Below are 13,685 nucleotides of genomic sequence, written 5' to 3' on the forward strand. Positions count from 1 at the left end.
GACGCAGATGACAATCATTATCATCTGCTGAAAAAATGGATCAGGCCTTGCTGTGAGTCAATCGCACTTCAACCACGTCTTCCTCACCCAACGCATTTCTCTGCTACGAACGCTGGAGCGGATGGTCAACAACCACAGCACCGCCGAAGACCTACTGCAGGAAACCTACCTGCGCGTGACCCGGGCCCTCAGCGAGCGACCGATCACTCACCTCGAACCCTTCGTCTTCCAGACCGCGCGCAACCTCGCCCTCGACCATCTGCGGGCCCGGCGCATTCAGGGCCGCACCCTGCTCGAAGACGTGCCTGCCGAGGTGGTGGAGAACATCGCCGCGCCCGTCAGCAGCGCCGAAGACGCCGCCCACGCCGAGCAACTGCTCGAACGCCTGAACCTCAGCCTCGGCCAGCTCAGCCCGCGCCAGCAGCAGATCTTCATCCTCAGCCGCTTGCACGGCCACAGCTATCAGGAGATCGCCGACGAGCTCGGGGTTTCGCTGAGCACGGTACAAAAGGAATTGAAACTGATCATGGCCATCTGCATCGGCGTCGCCGAACGTCTCGACGGCCAGTGAGTCAGGACCGCTGAGCAGAATGACTGCGTCAGCCCCGGGCCTTTGTTAACCTTGGCCGGCTTTCGCTCTCTCTTGAAAAAACAGCTGCGCACAGACGCAGCCGAGGAACACCCGTGACGGATTTTCACAGCGCCGAGCCGCCCACCCCTGCCGGCTCGCACTCAAGCACCCTTGCCATGGATCAGGCGCTGGATTGGCTGATCGAGCTGGAACATCCGAACGAGGAACAAGTGCGCCAGTTTCATCAATGGCTGGCGGCCTCACCGCTCAATGCCCAGGCCTTTGAAAAGGCCCGGGCGATCTGGGACGGGGCGCAAGTGGCGCAATGCGCGCTGACCCTGGCGACACCACCGAAAGTTTCACGCCTGGCGCGCCTGCGCCCGCACTGGAAACCCCTGGCCACTGCGGCCGTGCTGCTGCTGGGGCTGTTCAGCTTCAGCAACCTGCCGCTGCGCCTGCAGGCCGACCACCTGACCCAGGTCGGCGAACGCCAGCGCCTGCAACTGGAAGACGGCTCCAAGGTGCTGCTCAACACCAACTCGGCATTCTCCAGCCAGATCAACGATCACCAGCGCGTGGCGCGGCTGTACCAGGGCGAAGCCTTCTTCGAGGTCCCCGGCCCCCCTGGCCTGCCCCTGGAGCTGGACGCTGGCCCGGTCAAGGCCAGCGTGGCCGGCACCGCCTTCGCCGTGCGCTACCTGGACGGCATCGCCCAGGTCCAGGTGCAGCGCGGCGACATCGATCTGCGCGCCACCCACGCCGACCAGCGCATTCGCCTGAGCGCCGGGGAAAGCGTGCGGGTCGGGCCCCAGGGGTTCGAGCGTCCGGCCAAGCTCGATGCCGACAAGGAACTGGCCTGGGTCCAGGGCCGCCTGGTGTTCGAGAACTGCCCCATGAGCCAGGTCCTGGCGGAACTGCGGCGCTATTACCCGGGCTGGATCGTCAACAACAACCCACAGTTGGCGAAGCTCGCGGTCACCGGCAATTACCGCCTGGATCAACCCCTGGACGTGGTGCGCTCCCTGGCCCATATCACCTCGGCGCGGCTCTCGGAGTTCCCGGCGCTGGTGATTCTCAACTGAGAACAATTATTTTTACGCGATAGCCACAGGTCGTACGTCTCGTTATAGCCAATGCAACTGATTCGCATTTTTGAATGCGTATCTGCACCTATAAAAGATTCGTGCGACCCGGAGCGCTCTCGATGTCCCCTCGCCTCAACAGCCGATCCTCTGTTCCCTGTGCCCGCCTGCAGAACTGCACCCTGTCGCTGCTGACCGCAGCCATCCTGCTGGCCGGCGCCCAAGCCGCGCCGGTGATGGCCGCCGATGCCTCGGCCTCCTCCAGCCAGCGCATGGGCAACTACAACTTCGCCATTGCCGAGCAACCGCTGGTATCGGCGCTCAATGCCTTTACCGCGGTCACCGGCTGGCAAGTAGGGCTACCGGCCGAGCTGGGCACCGGGGTTTCGTCACCGGGCGTGCGCGGTTCGCTGCCCCCGGAAAAAGCCCTGGAGCGGCTGCTCGTCGGCACCCAGCTGAGCTACCGCAAGCTGGGCAACAACAGCATCGTTCTGGAGAAACGCAGCGGCGCCAATGTGCTGAGCCTGCAGCAGGTGACCATCAGCGCCACACGCCAGGAACAGGACGTCAATTCGGTGCCCAGCACGGTGAGCGTGCAAAACCGGGAAGAACTCGACCGTCAGAACGTCAACAACATCCGCGAACTGACCCGCTATGAGCCGGGTGTCTCGGTCGGCGGCGCGGGCCTGCGCGGCGGCGGCATCAGCGGCTACAACATCCGCGGCATCGACGGTGACCGGATCCTGACCCAGGTCGATGGCGTCGAAGTGCCCAGCAGCTTCTTCAACGGCCCCTACGCGCAAACCCAGCGCAACTATGTCGACCCGGAAATCATCAAGCGCGTGGAAATACTCCGCGGTCCCGCTTCGGCGCTGTACGGCAGCAACGCCATCGGCGGCGCGGTGAGCTATTTCACCCTGGACCCGGATGACATCATCAAGCCCGGCAAGGATCTCGGCGCCCGCCTGAAAAGCGGCTACAGCTCCTCCGACAACAGCTGGCTGACCTCCGGCACGTTCGCCGGGCGCAGTGGCGAATTCGATGGCTTGCTGCACCTGAGCCAGCGCAACGGTCGCGAAACCGAATCCTACGGCAGCACTGGCGGCACCGGCCTGAACCGGACCGAAGCCAACCCGGAGACCGTCCGCACCACCAGCGTGCTGGCCAAGCTGGGCTGGGACTACAACGACGATTCGCGCCTGGGCCTCACCTACGAGAAATACAAGGACGACCGCGACAGCAACCAGCGCAGCGTGGTCGGCGGCCTGTTCTTCAACGGCACCGGCAGCAACCTGTACCGTGCCCGCACCGCCAACGACACCATCACCCGCGAGCGTTTCGGCCTGGAGCACAGCGTTGCCCTCGACAGCCTCCTGGCGGACACACTCAAGTGGAGCCTGAACTACCAGACCGCCAAGACCGACCAGCATGCCGACGAGATCTATCAGTCCGGACGCCGTGTCGCGCGCACCCGCGACACCCTCTACCAGGAAAAGCAGTGGGTCTTCGATGCACAACTGGACAAGGCGTTCAGCCTCGCCGACACCGAGCACCTGCTGACCTACGGCACCCAGGTCAAGCAACAGAAAGTGACCGGCTACCGCTATGGCACAGCCACCTGCCTGAACGTGGCCCCGCGCTGCTCAGCCATCGGCGCGCCCAGTGCAATGCCTTCGGACAGCGTGCCCAAGTCCAGCGATTTCCCGGACCCGACCATCAACACCTACGGCCTGTTCGTCCAGGACCAGATCCACTGGAACGATTGGACCTTCCTGCCCAGCCTGCGCTACGACTACACCCGGCTCAAACCCCACGTGACCGACGAGTTCGTCAACACCATCGTCACCGCCGGAGGCAAGGCCTCGGAAATCAATGCCAGTGAAAAGACCTGGCATCGCCTGTCACCCAAGTTCGGCCTGACCTACGCCCTGACCGAGCAATACACCTGGTACGGCCAGTACGCCGAAGGCTTCCGCACGCCAAGCGCCAAGGCGCTGTTCGGGCGCTTTGAAAACCCAGGGGCCGGTTACTCGGTCACCCCCAACCCGGATCTGAAGCCGGAGAAGAGCAAAAGCTGGGAAACCGGCCTGCGCGGCAACTTCGAGCACGGCAACTTCGATGTGGCGGTGTTCTATAACCAGTACCGCGATTTCATCGACGAAGACGCCATCGCCCCCGGCTACAACCAGATCAAGTTCCAGACCGCCAACATCAAGCACGCCACCATCAAGGGCGCCGAGATCAAAGGCCGCCTGAACCTGGACGCGGTAGGTGCCCCGCAAGGCCTCTACACCCTGGGTTCGGTGGCGTATGCCTACGGCCGCAATGCCGACAACGGTGAACCGATCAACAGCGTCAACCCGCTCAAGGCGGTATTCGGCCTGGGTTACGACCAGGACAAGTACGGCACCTTGCTCAGCTGGACCCTGGTCAAGCGCAAGGATCGGGTCGATGACAGCGCGTTCAAGGCCCCGGACGGCCTGACCAGCAGCAGCCAGTTCAAGACCCCGGGCTTCGGCATCCTCGACCTCACCGGTTTCTACAAGGTCACCGATGACGTCACCGTGAACGCCGGCCTGTACAACCTGACCGACAAGAAATACTGGAACTGGGATGACGTACGCGGCTACGACGGCGTCGGCGAGGCCGGCATGCTCAACCCCGCCAACCTCGACCGCCTGACCCAGCCCGGCCGCAACTTCTCGGTCAACCTGGTGTGGGATATCTGACACCTGAACTCCTCGCTGCCCTTTTTCATCCCGGGCAGTGAGGATTTTTTACTGTGTCGCGTCTTCTTGTTCGTCTAGTCACTAAGTGCCTCTCATTCTCAAGGACATCTGCATGACCACCCAGGATTCCTCCCAGCGTCACCCCCTGCGCTCCCAGCGTCTGAACCAGATCACCCACGAGCCGCACGCCAAGCTCGACGCCCTGGTCAAGGCCCATGCGCCGTTTGAAACCCAAGGTGCATTCGCCCGTTTCGTGGTGGCCCAGTACCTGTTCCAGTCGGAACTGGTGGAGCTGTACAACGATGCCGAGCTGAACAAGATCGTCCCGGACCTGGCCGAGCGCTGCCGCGCCGAAGCGGCCAAGGCTGACCTGGCCGACCTGGAAACCGCCGTTCCGGGCCCGGTGGCCGGTGCAGTGCGCAACCCGAGCCAGGCCGAAGCCCTGGGTTGGATCTTCGTCTCCGAGGGCTCCAAGCTCGGCGCCGCGTTCCTGATCAAGCGCGCCGTGGGCCTGGGCCTGAGCGAAACCTTCGGCGCCCGTCACCTGGGCGAACCGGCAGGCGGCCGTGCCGAAGGCTGGAAGACCTTCACCCGTATCCTCGACGGCCTGGCATTCACTGCCGAAGAAGAAGCCGCGGCGGAAAAAGGCGCCCTGGATGCCTTCAACCGCTTCACCGTGCTGCTGGAACAGGCTTATTCCGGCGCCGCACAACCGGCCTGACCTCTATAGTTGCGGACCGCTGGCGCGCCAGCGGCCCGCAGCGGTATTTTGTCGGCCACCGCCCTTCCCGGATTGAGCCGTACGGCGCGTTACCTCATCATCGAAGCCATGACCCCCACTCGCCCCTCCTCGTCGAAGATTTCCCGCCTGCTGTTTGGCGCGCTGGCCTATATCAGCCTGGCCATCGGCCTGATCGCCATCGTCGTCCCCGGCCTGCCGACCACCGAGTTCATCCTGCTGGCCGCCTGGGCCGCCACCAAGAGTTCGCCACGGCTCAGTGCCTGGATGGAGAACCATCGCCTGTTCGGGCCGATCCTGAGCAACTGGCGCAACGGCCGGATCGTCAGCCGCAAGGCCAAGATCAGCGCCACCGTCAGCATGCTGCTGTGCGCCGGGCTGATGCTGACCCTGCTCAACCATCACTGGACGATGTATGCCGCCATCGCCGGCATGACCCTGGGCAACCTGTGGATCTGGTCGCGCCCCGAAGCCCTGCCGCAAACCTCCTGATTGGCGTTCTCTGGCGGCTATGCCCTCGCCCCCGAGGCCATATATGTCAAGGACATGACCGTTCGTCGGCACCCCCTCACGCAAAGGCCACCCAAGCCGATGTTCCGGGCATAGCGCTGAATGGACTTGGCGACCGGAGTCATCCGATTCCGTGCTTTCCATCCGTCCTTTCGCGAGATTGCCCTCATGCTCGACTCTCTCTCCATTCGCCTGAAAATAGTGCTGTTGTCCGGACTGTGCCTGTTGGGCGTGGTGGCCTTGATCGTCGGCATGAACATCTACCAGAGCCAGCAGAACAATCAGCTGGTCAACACCTCCAGCACACGGATGCTGACGGCCGGGGTCGAGGACCTGCTGCAGGCCAAGGCCGCCGAACAGGCGGCGCGCATCCAGAAGACCTTCGGCGAAAGCCAGCTGGTGATCACCGCCCTGGCGGATCAGGTCCGGGACCTGCGGGAGATGGCCGCAAAGCGCGGCCTGGATGCCTCGGCCCTGCGCGAAGAGCTCAACCACAGCCTGAAAACCGCCTTCGAGCGTAACCCCAAGGTGCTCGGCATCTGGCTGGCCTACGAACCCAACGCCCTGGACGGCAAGGACCGCGAGTTCGCCAACGATGCGAGCCGCGCCTCCAACGAACAAGGACGTTTCGCCAGCTACTGGAGCCGTCCCGCAGGCAAGCAGCTGAACACGGTGATGGTCGAGGAGGACATGAACAAGACCACCCTCAACCTCAGCGGCACGCCCTACAACATCTGGTACACCTGCCCCCGTGATACCCGGCGCACCTGCCTGCTCGATCCCTACGCCGACACCATCGGCGAGGACAAGAAGCAAGTGCTGATGACCACCATCTCCGTGCCCCTGCTGGTGGACGGCAAGGTCATCGGGGTGATCGGCGTCGACATCGCTCTGGACTCCCTGCAAGCCGCCGCCGTGGAGGCCCAGCGCGGCCTGTTCGATGGCGCCGGGCACATGATGATCCTGGCCGGCAGCGGGCTGCTGGCGGCGGTCGGCAGCGATCCCGCTCAAATTGGCAAGAACATTGGTGACAGCCTGGGCGCCCAGGGCAAGGACATCCTCGCGACGCTCGCCGGCAGCCAATCGAAAGTCCTGCAACAGGGCGAGCTGATCCGGGCGATCTACCCCTTCAGCCCGATCGCCGATGCCAAGCCCTGGGGCGTGACCATCGACCTGCCGCAACAAGTGCTGCTGGCGGACTCGGTCAAACTGCAGAACCTGCTGGATGACGCCCAGACCAGCGGCACCGTGAAAACCGTGCTGGTGGCCATCGGCGCCGGCCTGCTGGGCCTGCTGCTGATCTGGCTCAGTGCCTCGGGCGTGACCCGGCCGATCAACAGCGTGGCGCAGATGCTCAAGGCCATCGCCAGCGGCGACGGCGACCTGACCCAGCGCTTGAACTACAGCAAGAAAGACGAGCTCGGCGAACTGGTGAGCTGGTTCAACCGCTTCCTCGACAAACTGCAACCGACCATCGCCCAGATCAAGCAGAGCATCACCGAGGCTCGGGGCACCGCCGACCAGTCTTCGGAAATCGCCCGCCAGACCAGTGAAGGCATGCAGGTGCAGTTCCGCGAGATCGATCAGGTGGCCACCGCCTCCAACGAAATGAGCGCCACGGCCCATGACGTCGCCAACAGTGCCTCCAACGCCGCCCAGGCCGCCCGTGGCGCCGACCAGTCGGCCAAGGAAGGCATGACCATCATCGAACGCAGCACCCGGGACATCAGCCTGCTGGCCGATGAAGTGAGCAAGGCGGTGGGCGAAGTCGAAGCCCTGGCGGTGAACAGCGAGCAGATCGGCTCGGTGCTGGAAGTGATCCGCAGCATCGCCGAGCAGACCAACCTGTTGGCCCTCAACGCCGCCATCGAAGCAGCCCGTGCCGGCGAAAGCGGTCGCGGCTTCGCGGTGGTGGCCGATGAAGTGCGCAACCTGGCCAAGCGCACCCAGGACTCGGTGGAGGAAATCCGCGTGGTGATCGAACGCATCCAGAGCGGCACCCGCGATGTGGTCACCACCATGCACGCCAGCCAGAGCCAGGCGCAGAACAATGCCGGGCAGATCCATCAGGCGGTCCAGGCGCTGGGCAAGATCAGCGACGCGGTCACCGTGATCAGCGACATGAACCTGCAGATCGCCAGCGCCGCCGAGCAACAGAGCGCGGTGGCCGAAGAGGTCAACCGCAACGTCTCGGCGATCCGCAGTGTGACCGAGACCCTCACCGAACAGGCCAGCGAGTCGGCCCAGGTCAGCAGCCAGCTCAATGCCCTGGCCACCCAGCAAATGAAACTGATGGACCAGTTCCGGGTGTAAGCGCGGTTCTCGCCACGCCGGCCGCCCGCCGCGGCCGATGACCGGAAGTGATCGACAGTGGCGGCGGTTTCAGGATGCAATGCCCTCCTCTGAACCGGGGAGTGCGTCATGACCGAACTACTGGCAACCCTCCAGGCCGCGCTGGGCCTGGCGCCCGCAAGCGTCCGACAAACCGGCCAGGGCGCCCTGCCCTCGGCCTTCGCCGTGACCGACCTGGCCAGCGCCAGCATGGCCGCCGCCGGGCAAGCCCTCGCCGAACTCCTGTACAGCCAGACCGGACGCCGGCCAGAGGTCAGCGTCGACCGGCGCCTGGCTTCATTCTGGTTCGCCGGTTCGATCCGCCCGCAAGGCTGGAGCCTGCCGGCTCCTTGGGACCCGATTGCCGGGGACTACCCCAGCCGCGATGGCTGGATTCGCCTGCACACCAATGCGCCCCACCACCGGGCCGCCGCCGAGCGGGTGCTGGGCGCGGTGACCACGCGCGATGCCATGGCCGCCCGAGTGGCCACGTGGGATGCCCTGGCGCTGGAACAAGCCATCGTCGACCAGGGCGGTTGCGCCGCGCAGATGCGCAGTTGGGCGCAGTGGCAGGTGCATCCACAAGGCCGGGCAGTCAACGCCGAGCCGCTGGTGCACTGGCTGGCGCACAGCGGCCAGCGGCAGAAAACCTGGAGCGGCTCCAGCGCCCGGCCGCTGGCCGGACTGAAGGTGCTGGACCTGACCCGGGTACTGGCCGGCCCTGTGGCCAGCCGCCTGCTGGCGGGGCTGGGCGCCGACGTCCTGCGCATCGACCCGCCGCACTGGAACGAGCCTGCCCTGGAACCGGAAGTGACCCTGGGCAAACGCTGCGCGCGCCTGGACCTGCACGACCTTGAACAGCGCGCGGTGTTCGAGGGCCTGCTGGCGGAGGCTGACCTGCTCCTGCATGGCTACCGCGCCGATGCCCTGGAACACCTGGGTTATGGCGCCGAGGCACGCCAGCGAATCGCCCCGGGGCTGATCGACATCAGCCTCAACGCCTATGGCTGGAGCGGCCCTTGGTGCAATCGCCGAGGCTTCGACAGCCTGGTGCAGATGAGCGGCGGCATCGCCGACGCCGGCATGGCCTGGAAAGCCGCGCAGCAACCGGTGCCACTGCCGGTCCAGGCGCTGGATCACGCCACCGGTTACCTGATGGCAGCCAGCGCCCTGCGGGCACTGAACCAATCCTTGAGCGACGGCCAAGGCACCTCGGCGCGCCTGTCCCTGGCCCGCACCGCCAAACTGCTGATTGAGCATTGCCCACGGGCGGAAGCCGAACCGCCGCTACGCGCCGAAGAGGATGGGGACTTGGGGCTGCTGCAGGAACAGACCCCTTGGGGCCCGGCCCGGCGTCTACGAGCGCCGTTGCAGATCAATGGAACACCCGTGCAGTGGGATTGCCCCGCCAGCGCCCTGGGTGCCCATCGCCCAAGATGGTGGTGAGCGCCTTCGCCGGCAAGCCGGCGCCTACCGGATGACCGGCGAGGCGCCCGGCCAGCAACCTCACCCCAAGGCCGTCCACAAATGCTGCGCCGCATGACCGCGCCACGGCCGCCAGGCCTCCGCCCGGGCCAGCAGTTGGCGGGCCGTGGGACGTACGCCTTCCAGGCGCGCCACGGCGTTGAACAAACCCACGTCCGCCGCCGGAAAGGCATCGCGCTCACGCCACAGGCGCAGGGCGATGTAGTGCGCCGTCCAGTCGCCAATTCCCGGTAACTGCAACAGACGCTCCAGGCCCTGCCGCAGGTTGGCCTTGGGTTCGAACAGCTGCGGGTCATCAAGCAGCGCCCGGGCCACCGCAGACAGGGTACGTGCGCGACTACCGGGCATCCCCAGACGGGCAAGATCGGCTTCGGCCAACACTTCGGGCGTGGCAAATACGTGGGTCAGGCCGGGCCATTGCGGGTCGGGGCAGGCCAGCGGCCGGCCATGCAGCGCCAGCAGCTTGCCGGCCAGGCGAATCGCGCCCTGCACGGTAATCTGCTGGCCCAGCACGGCGCGAATCGCCAGTTCGAAACCGTCCCAGGCCCCAGGCACCCGCAGACCCGGCCGGGCCGCGAGCAACGGCGCGAGCAGCGGGTCACGGGCCAGGTGACGGTGGATCGGGGGCAAATCGGCATCCAGGTCAAATTGCCGGCGCAAACGTGCCAGCACCTGGGGCACCCGGGCCTGCTCGGTCAGTTGCAGTTGCACCTGCAAATGGCCCGCCGGCCCCGGGCACACGCTCAAGGTGCCCTGGCAATCGTCCAGCGCAAAGGTCCGGGCATAGGTAGCGCCTTGCACCACTTCCAGCCCGTCGATGGCCCGCGCCCTGAGAAAAGCCAGCATCGCTGGCCAGTCGTAGGCGCCCTGGTAGGGCAGGTATTCGATCACAGCGCCAGCAGGCCGCTGTACAAGCCATAAGCCGCCAGCGAGGCACCGGTGACCACCGCGCTGAAGATCAGCTTCTCCAGGTGGGTGAACAGCGGTTCGCCCTGCTCGCGCTTGGCCTGAGCGAACAGAATCACCCCGGGCGCATACAACAGGGCCGACAGCAGCAGGTACTTCAGGCCGCCGGCGTACAACAGCCAGATCGCGTAACTCAGGGCCACGATGGCGATGAACAGATCCTTCAGCCGCTCCCGGAACGCCTGCTCATAGGTTTCGCCGCGACCGCTGAGCAGCACCGCATAGGCCGCCGACCACAGGTAGGGCACCAGGATCATCGACGAGGCCAGGTAGATCAGGTTGGTGTAGGTGCCGGCAGAGAACAGGGTGATCAGCAGGAAAATCTGGATCATGACGTTGGTCAGCCACAGGGCATTGACCGGCACATGGTTGGCATTTTCCTTTTTCAGGAAAGCCGGCATGGTCCGGTCCCGGGCGGTGGCGTAGAGAATTTCCGCGCACAGCAAGGCCCAGGACAACAAGGCGCCCAGCAGCGAAACCGCCAGGCCGATGCTGATCAGCAAGGCCCCCCAGGGGCCGACGATATGCTCCAGCACCGCCGCCAGGGACGGGTTCTGCAACTTGGCCAGTTCCGGCTGGCTCATGATCCCCAGCGACAGCACGTTGACCAGCACCAGCAGCGCCAGCACCCCGAGAAATCCGATCACCGTGGCCCGCCCGACATCCGCGCGCTTCTGTGCCCGGGCCGAATAGACGCTGGCGCCCTCGATGCCGATGAACACGAATACCGTGACCAGCATCATGTTGCGCACCTGGTCCATCACCCCGCCGAAGTTGGGGTTGCTTTGCCCCCAGATATCCCGGGTGAAGACATCGGCCTTGAACGCCACAGCGGCGATGACGATGAACATCACCAGCGGCACGATCTTCGCCACCGTGGTCAGTTGGTTGATGAAGGCGGCTTCCTTGATGCCGCGCAGTACCAAAAAATGCACGGCCCACAGCAAGACCGAAGCACAGCCGATGGCCACCGGGGTATTGCCTTCGCCGAACACGGGAAAGAAATAGCCCAGGGTGCTGAACAGCAGCACGAAGTAGCCGACATTGCCCAGCCAGGCGCTGATCCAGTAACCCCAGGCGGAAGAGAAACCCATGTAGTCGCCGAACCCGGCCTTGGCGTACGCATAGACCCCGGAGTCGAGCTCCGGCTTGCGGTTGGCCAGGGTCTGGAAAACGAAGGCCAGGGTCAGCATCCCCACTGCGGTGATGGCCCAGCCGATCAGCACCGCGCCGGCATCGGCCCGGGCCGCCATATTCTGCGGCAGCGAGAAGATCCCGCCACCAATCATCGAGCCCACCACCAGGGCGATCAATGCACCGAGTTGCAGCTTCTGCGCCGGTTGTGACATCCCTACCTCTACTTCAGTGAGTCGATCTGGCAATTAATTAAAGCTACACGCAATTAAATAACTTCTACAAATTTACGTCTAACAGTAACAGTCAATTATTCATCCTTTATGCACCCAGCCTTTAGACACCCGGCAGAAGGCACTGAATAACCGACTATTTTGTTATCCGCAGGTACTAAGTGCCATCACTCAAAAGTGATTAATCAGTAGCGCTGAAAGATTTGCACATTCTTCAAAACGGTCTAGTTTCAAACCTCGTCGGCCACCGGAGCCGCTATTAACAAGGAGAGCCCAAAGCCTCTGGAATGGCCCTTTCAGGGCAACATTCTACCTCCCGCAACAAATCTTAAGTCATTCATTCACAACGGAATATCGCAATGAACTGATCTAAGTCAGCTGTTCGGATTGCAAGCAGATTTACTCTGACGTCTCTCTTCTCCTGCATTGGAGTCATGCAATGTCTGAATCTCCCGGAAAACTAAGACTGGGCGCCTTAGTCGCCTTGGTAGTGGGTTCCATGATTGGCGGCGGGATCTTCTCCTTACCGCAAAACATGGCAGCCAGCGCCGATGTTGGTGCAGTTCTTATTGGTTGGGCGATTACCGCTGTCGGCATGTTGACCTTGGCATTCGTCTTCCAAACCCTGGCTAATCGCAAACCTGATCTGGACGGTGGGGTCTACGCCTACGCCAAGGCCGGATTCGGCGACTACATGGGTTTTTCATCCGCCTGGGGGTACTGGATCAGTGCCTGGTTGGGCAACGTCGGCTACTTCGTGCTGCTGTTCAGCACCCTGGGCTATTTCTTCCCGATCTTCGGTGAGGGCAACACCCCAGCGGCGGTGATCGGCGCTTCGGTCTTGCTCTGGGCCGTGCATTTTTTGGTACTGCGCGGCATCAAGGAAGCCGCCTTCATCAACCTGGTGACCACGGTCGCCAAGGTCGTACCACTGCTGCTGTTCGTGCTGATCGCCCTGTTCGCGTTCAAGCTGGACATCTTCACCGCTGACATCTGGGGCGTGAAAAACCCGGACCTGGGCAGCGTGATGAACCAGGTGCGCAACATGATGCTGGTCACCGTCTGGGTGTTCATCGGCATCGAAGGCGCGAGCATCTTCTCCTCCCGTGCGGAAAAACGCTCGGACGTCGGTAAGGCCACCGTCATCGGCTTCATCACCGTGCTGCTGTTCCTGGTGCTGGTGAACGTGCTGTCCCTGGGGATCATGACCCAGCCGGAACTGGCCAAGCTGCAGAACCCGTCCATGGCCGCGGTACTGGAACATGTGGTGGGCCACTGGGGCGCGGTGCTGATCAGCGTCGGCCTGATCATCTCGCTGCTGGGGGCGCTGCTGTCATGGGTGCTGCTGTGCGCGGAGATCATGTTCGCCGCCGCCAAGGACCACACCATGCCGGAGTTCCTGCGCCGCGAGAACGCCAACCACGTACCGGCCAACGCCCTGTGGCTGACCAACGCCATGGTGCAGATCTTCCTGATCATCACCCTGTTCTCGGCCAGCACCTACCTGTCGCTGATCTACCTCGCCACCTCGATGATCCTGGTGCCCTACCTGTGGTCGGCGGCCTACGCGGTGCTGCTGGCGGTGCGTGGCGAAAGCTACGAACAGGCCCTGGCCGAACGCAAGAAGGACCTGATCATCGGCGGCATCGCCCTGCTCTACGCGATCTGGCTGCTGTACGCCGGCGGGGTCAAGTACCTGCTGCTCTCGGCCCTGCTCTACGCCCCCGGCGTGGTGCTGTTCGCCAAGGCCAAGATGGAACTGCACAAACCGATTTTCACCAACGTCGAGAAGCTGATTTTTGCCGCGGTGGTCATAGGCGCCCTGGTGGCGGCCTACGGACTCTACGACGGCTTCCTGACCCTGTAGCACTGCCTTTCAAGCAACACCCCGATTGTTTTGTCTCT

At 63.9% G+C, this 13,685-nt stretch carries 10 protein-coding genes; 8 read left to right on the forward strand and 2 right to left on the reverse strand.

Annotated features, from left to right (window positions below; genetic code table 11):
- Positions 1-52 precede the first annotated feature (52 nt).
- The 7 genes from LXM55_RS10690 (at position 53) to LXM55_RS10720 (ending at position 9,408) form a co-directional block, all read left to right on the forward strand.
- Entirely contained in the window at positions 53-571 is a 519-nt protein-coding gene (locus LXM55_RS10690) for an RNA polymerase sigma factor (RefSeq protein WP_233320341.1), read from the forward strand.
- 113 nt (positions 572-684) lie between these two features.
- On the forward strand, positions 685-1,653 hold the full coding sequence (locus LXM55_RS10695) for a FecR family protein (RefSeq protein WP_233320342.1): 969 nt from the start codon (positions 685-687) through the stop codon (positions 1,651-1,653).
- Positions 1,654-1,775: 122 nt separating this feature from the next.
- Entirely contained in the window at positions 1,776-4,382 is a 2,607-nt protein-coding gene (locus LXM55_RS10700; RefSeq protein ID WP_233320343.1) for a TonB-dependent receptor, read from the forward strand.
- Positions 4,383-4,494: 112 nt separating this feature from the next.
- Positions 4,495-5,103 (forward strand): biliverdin-producing heme oxygenase, encoded by a 609-nt coding sequence (locus LXM55_RS10705; RefSeq protein ID WP_233320344.1) that lies wholly within the window; start codon positions 4,495-4,497, stop codon positions 5,101-5,103.
- A gap of 108 nt (positions 5,104-5,211) precedes the next feature.
- Complete coding sequence (locus tag LXM55_RS10710; protein ID WP_233320345.1) at positions 5,212-5,613, forward strand: YbaN family protein; 402 nt, start codon at positions 5,212-5,214, stop codon at positions 5,611-5,613.
- A gap of 186 nt (positions 5,614-5,799) precedes the next feature.
- The gene (locus tag LXM55_RS10715; RefSeq protein WP_233320346.1) at positions 5,800-7,944 is read left to right on the forward strand and encodes a methyl-accepting chemotaxis protein; all 2,145 of its coding nucleotides are present in this window, start codon (positions 5,800-5,802) and stop codon (positions 7,942-7,944) included.
- Between the two features lie 108 nt (positions 7,945-8,052).
- Positions 8,053-9,408: a CoA transferase gene (locus LXM55_RS10720; protein WP_233320347.1), complete on the forward strand. Its 1,356-nt coding sequence runs from the start codon at positions 8,053-8,055 to the stop codon at positions 9,406-9,408.
- Positions 9,409-9,468: 60 nt separating this feature from the next.
- Here LXM55_RS10720 and LXM55_RS10725 read toward each other — a convergent pair whose 3' ends face one another.
- Together LXM55_RS10725 and arcD (LXM55_RS10730) are read right to left on the reverse strand one after the other, a co-directional pair.
- Complete coding sequence (locus tag LXM55_RS10725) at positions 9,469-10,338, reverse strand: DNA-3-methyladenine glycosylase family protein (protein ID WP_233320348.1); 870 nt, start codon at positions 10,336-10,338, stop codon at positions 9,469-9,471.
- Positions 10,335-11,762, reverse strand: a complete 1,428-nt coding sequence (gene arcD, locus LXM55_RS10730; RefSeq protein WP_233320349.1) for an arginine-ornithine antiporter — start codon at positions 11,760-11,762, stop codon at positions 10,335-10,337. Before arcD (LXM55_RS10730) ends, LXM55_RS10725 begins: the two co-directional genes overlap by 4 nt.
- Positions 11,763-12,219: 457 nt before the next feature.
- On the opposite strand from arcD (LXM55_RS10730), the gene arcD (LXM55_RS10735) reads away from it, so the two are divergent.
- Positions 12,220-13,647, forward strand: a complete 1,428-nt coding sequence (gene arcD / locus LXM55_RS10735; RefSeq protein WP_179600150.1) for an arginine-ornithine antiporter — start codon at positions 12,220-12,222, stop codon at positions 13,645-13,647.
- Positions 13,648-13,685 lie beyond the last annotated feature (38 nt).

Origin of the sequence: Pseudomonas sp. Au-Pse12, assembly GCF_021341665.1 — a bacterium.
GTDB lineage: Bacteria > Pseudomonadota > Gammaproteobacteria > Pseudomonadales > Pseudomonadaceae > Aquipseudomonas.

Excerpts from the sequence above, each read along its gene's own strand:
- LXM55_RS10700 (WP_233320343.1), top strand. The coding sequence starts at position 1,776 with ATGTCCCCTCGCCTCAACAGCCGATCCTCTGTTCCCTGTGCCCGCCTG.
- LXM55_RS10705 (WP_233320344.1), top strand. The coding sequence starts at position 4,495 with ATGACCACCCAGGATTCCTCCCAGCGTCACCCCCTGCGCTCCCAGCGT.
- LXM55_RS10710 (WP_233320345.1), top strand. The coding sequence starts at position 5,212 with ATGACCCCCACTCGCCCCTCCTCGTCGAAGATTTCCCGCCTGCTGTTT.
- LXM55_RS10715 (WP_233320346.1), top strand. The coding sequence starts at position 5,800 with ATGCTCGACTCTCTCTCCATTCGCCTGAAAATAGTGCTGTTGTCCGGA.
- LXM55_RS10720 (WP_233320347.1), top strand. The coding sequence starts at position 8,053 with ATGACCGAACTACTGGCAACCCTCCAGGCCGCGCTGGGCCTGGCGCCC.
- arcD (WP_233320349.1), bottom strand. The coding sequence starts at position 11,762 with ATGTCACAACCGGCGCAGAAGCTGCAACTCGGTGCATTGATCGCCCTG.
- arcD (WP_179600150.1), top strand. The coding sequence starts at position 12,220 with ATGTCTGAATCTCCCGGAAAACTAAGACTGGGCGCCTTAGTCGCCTTG.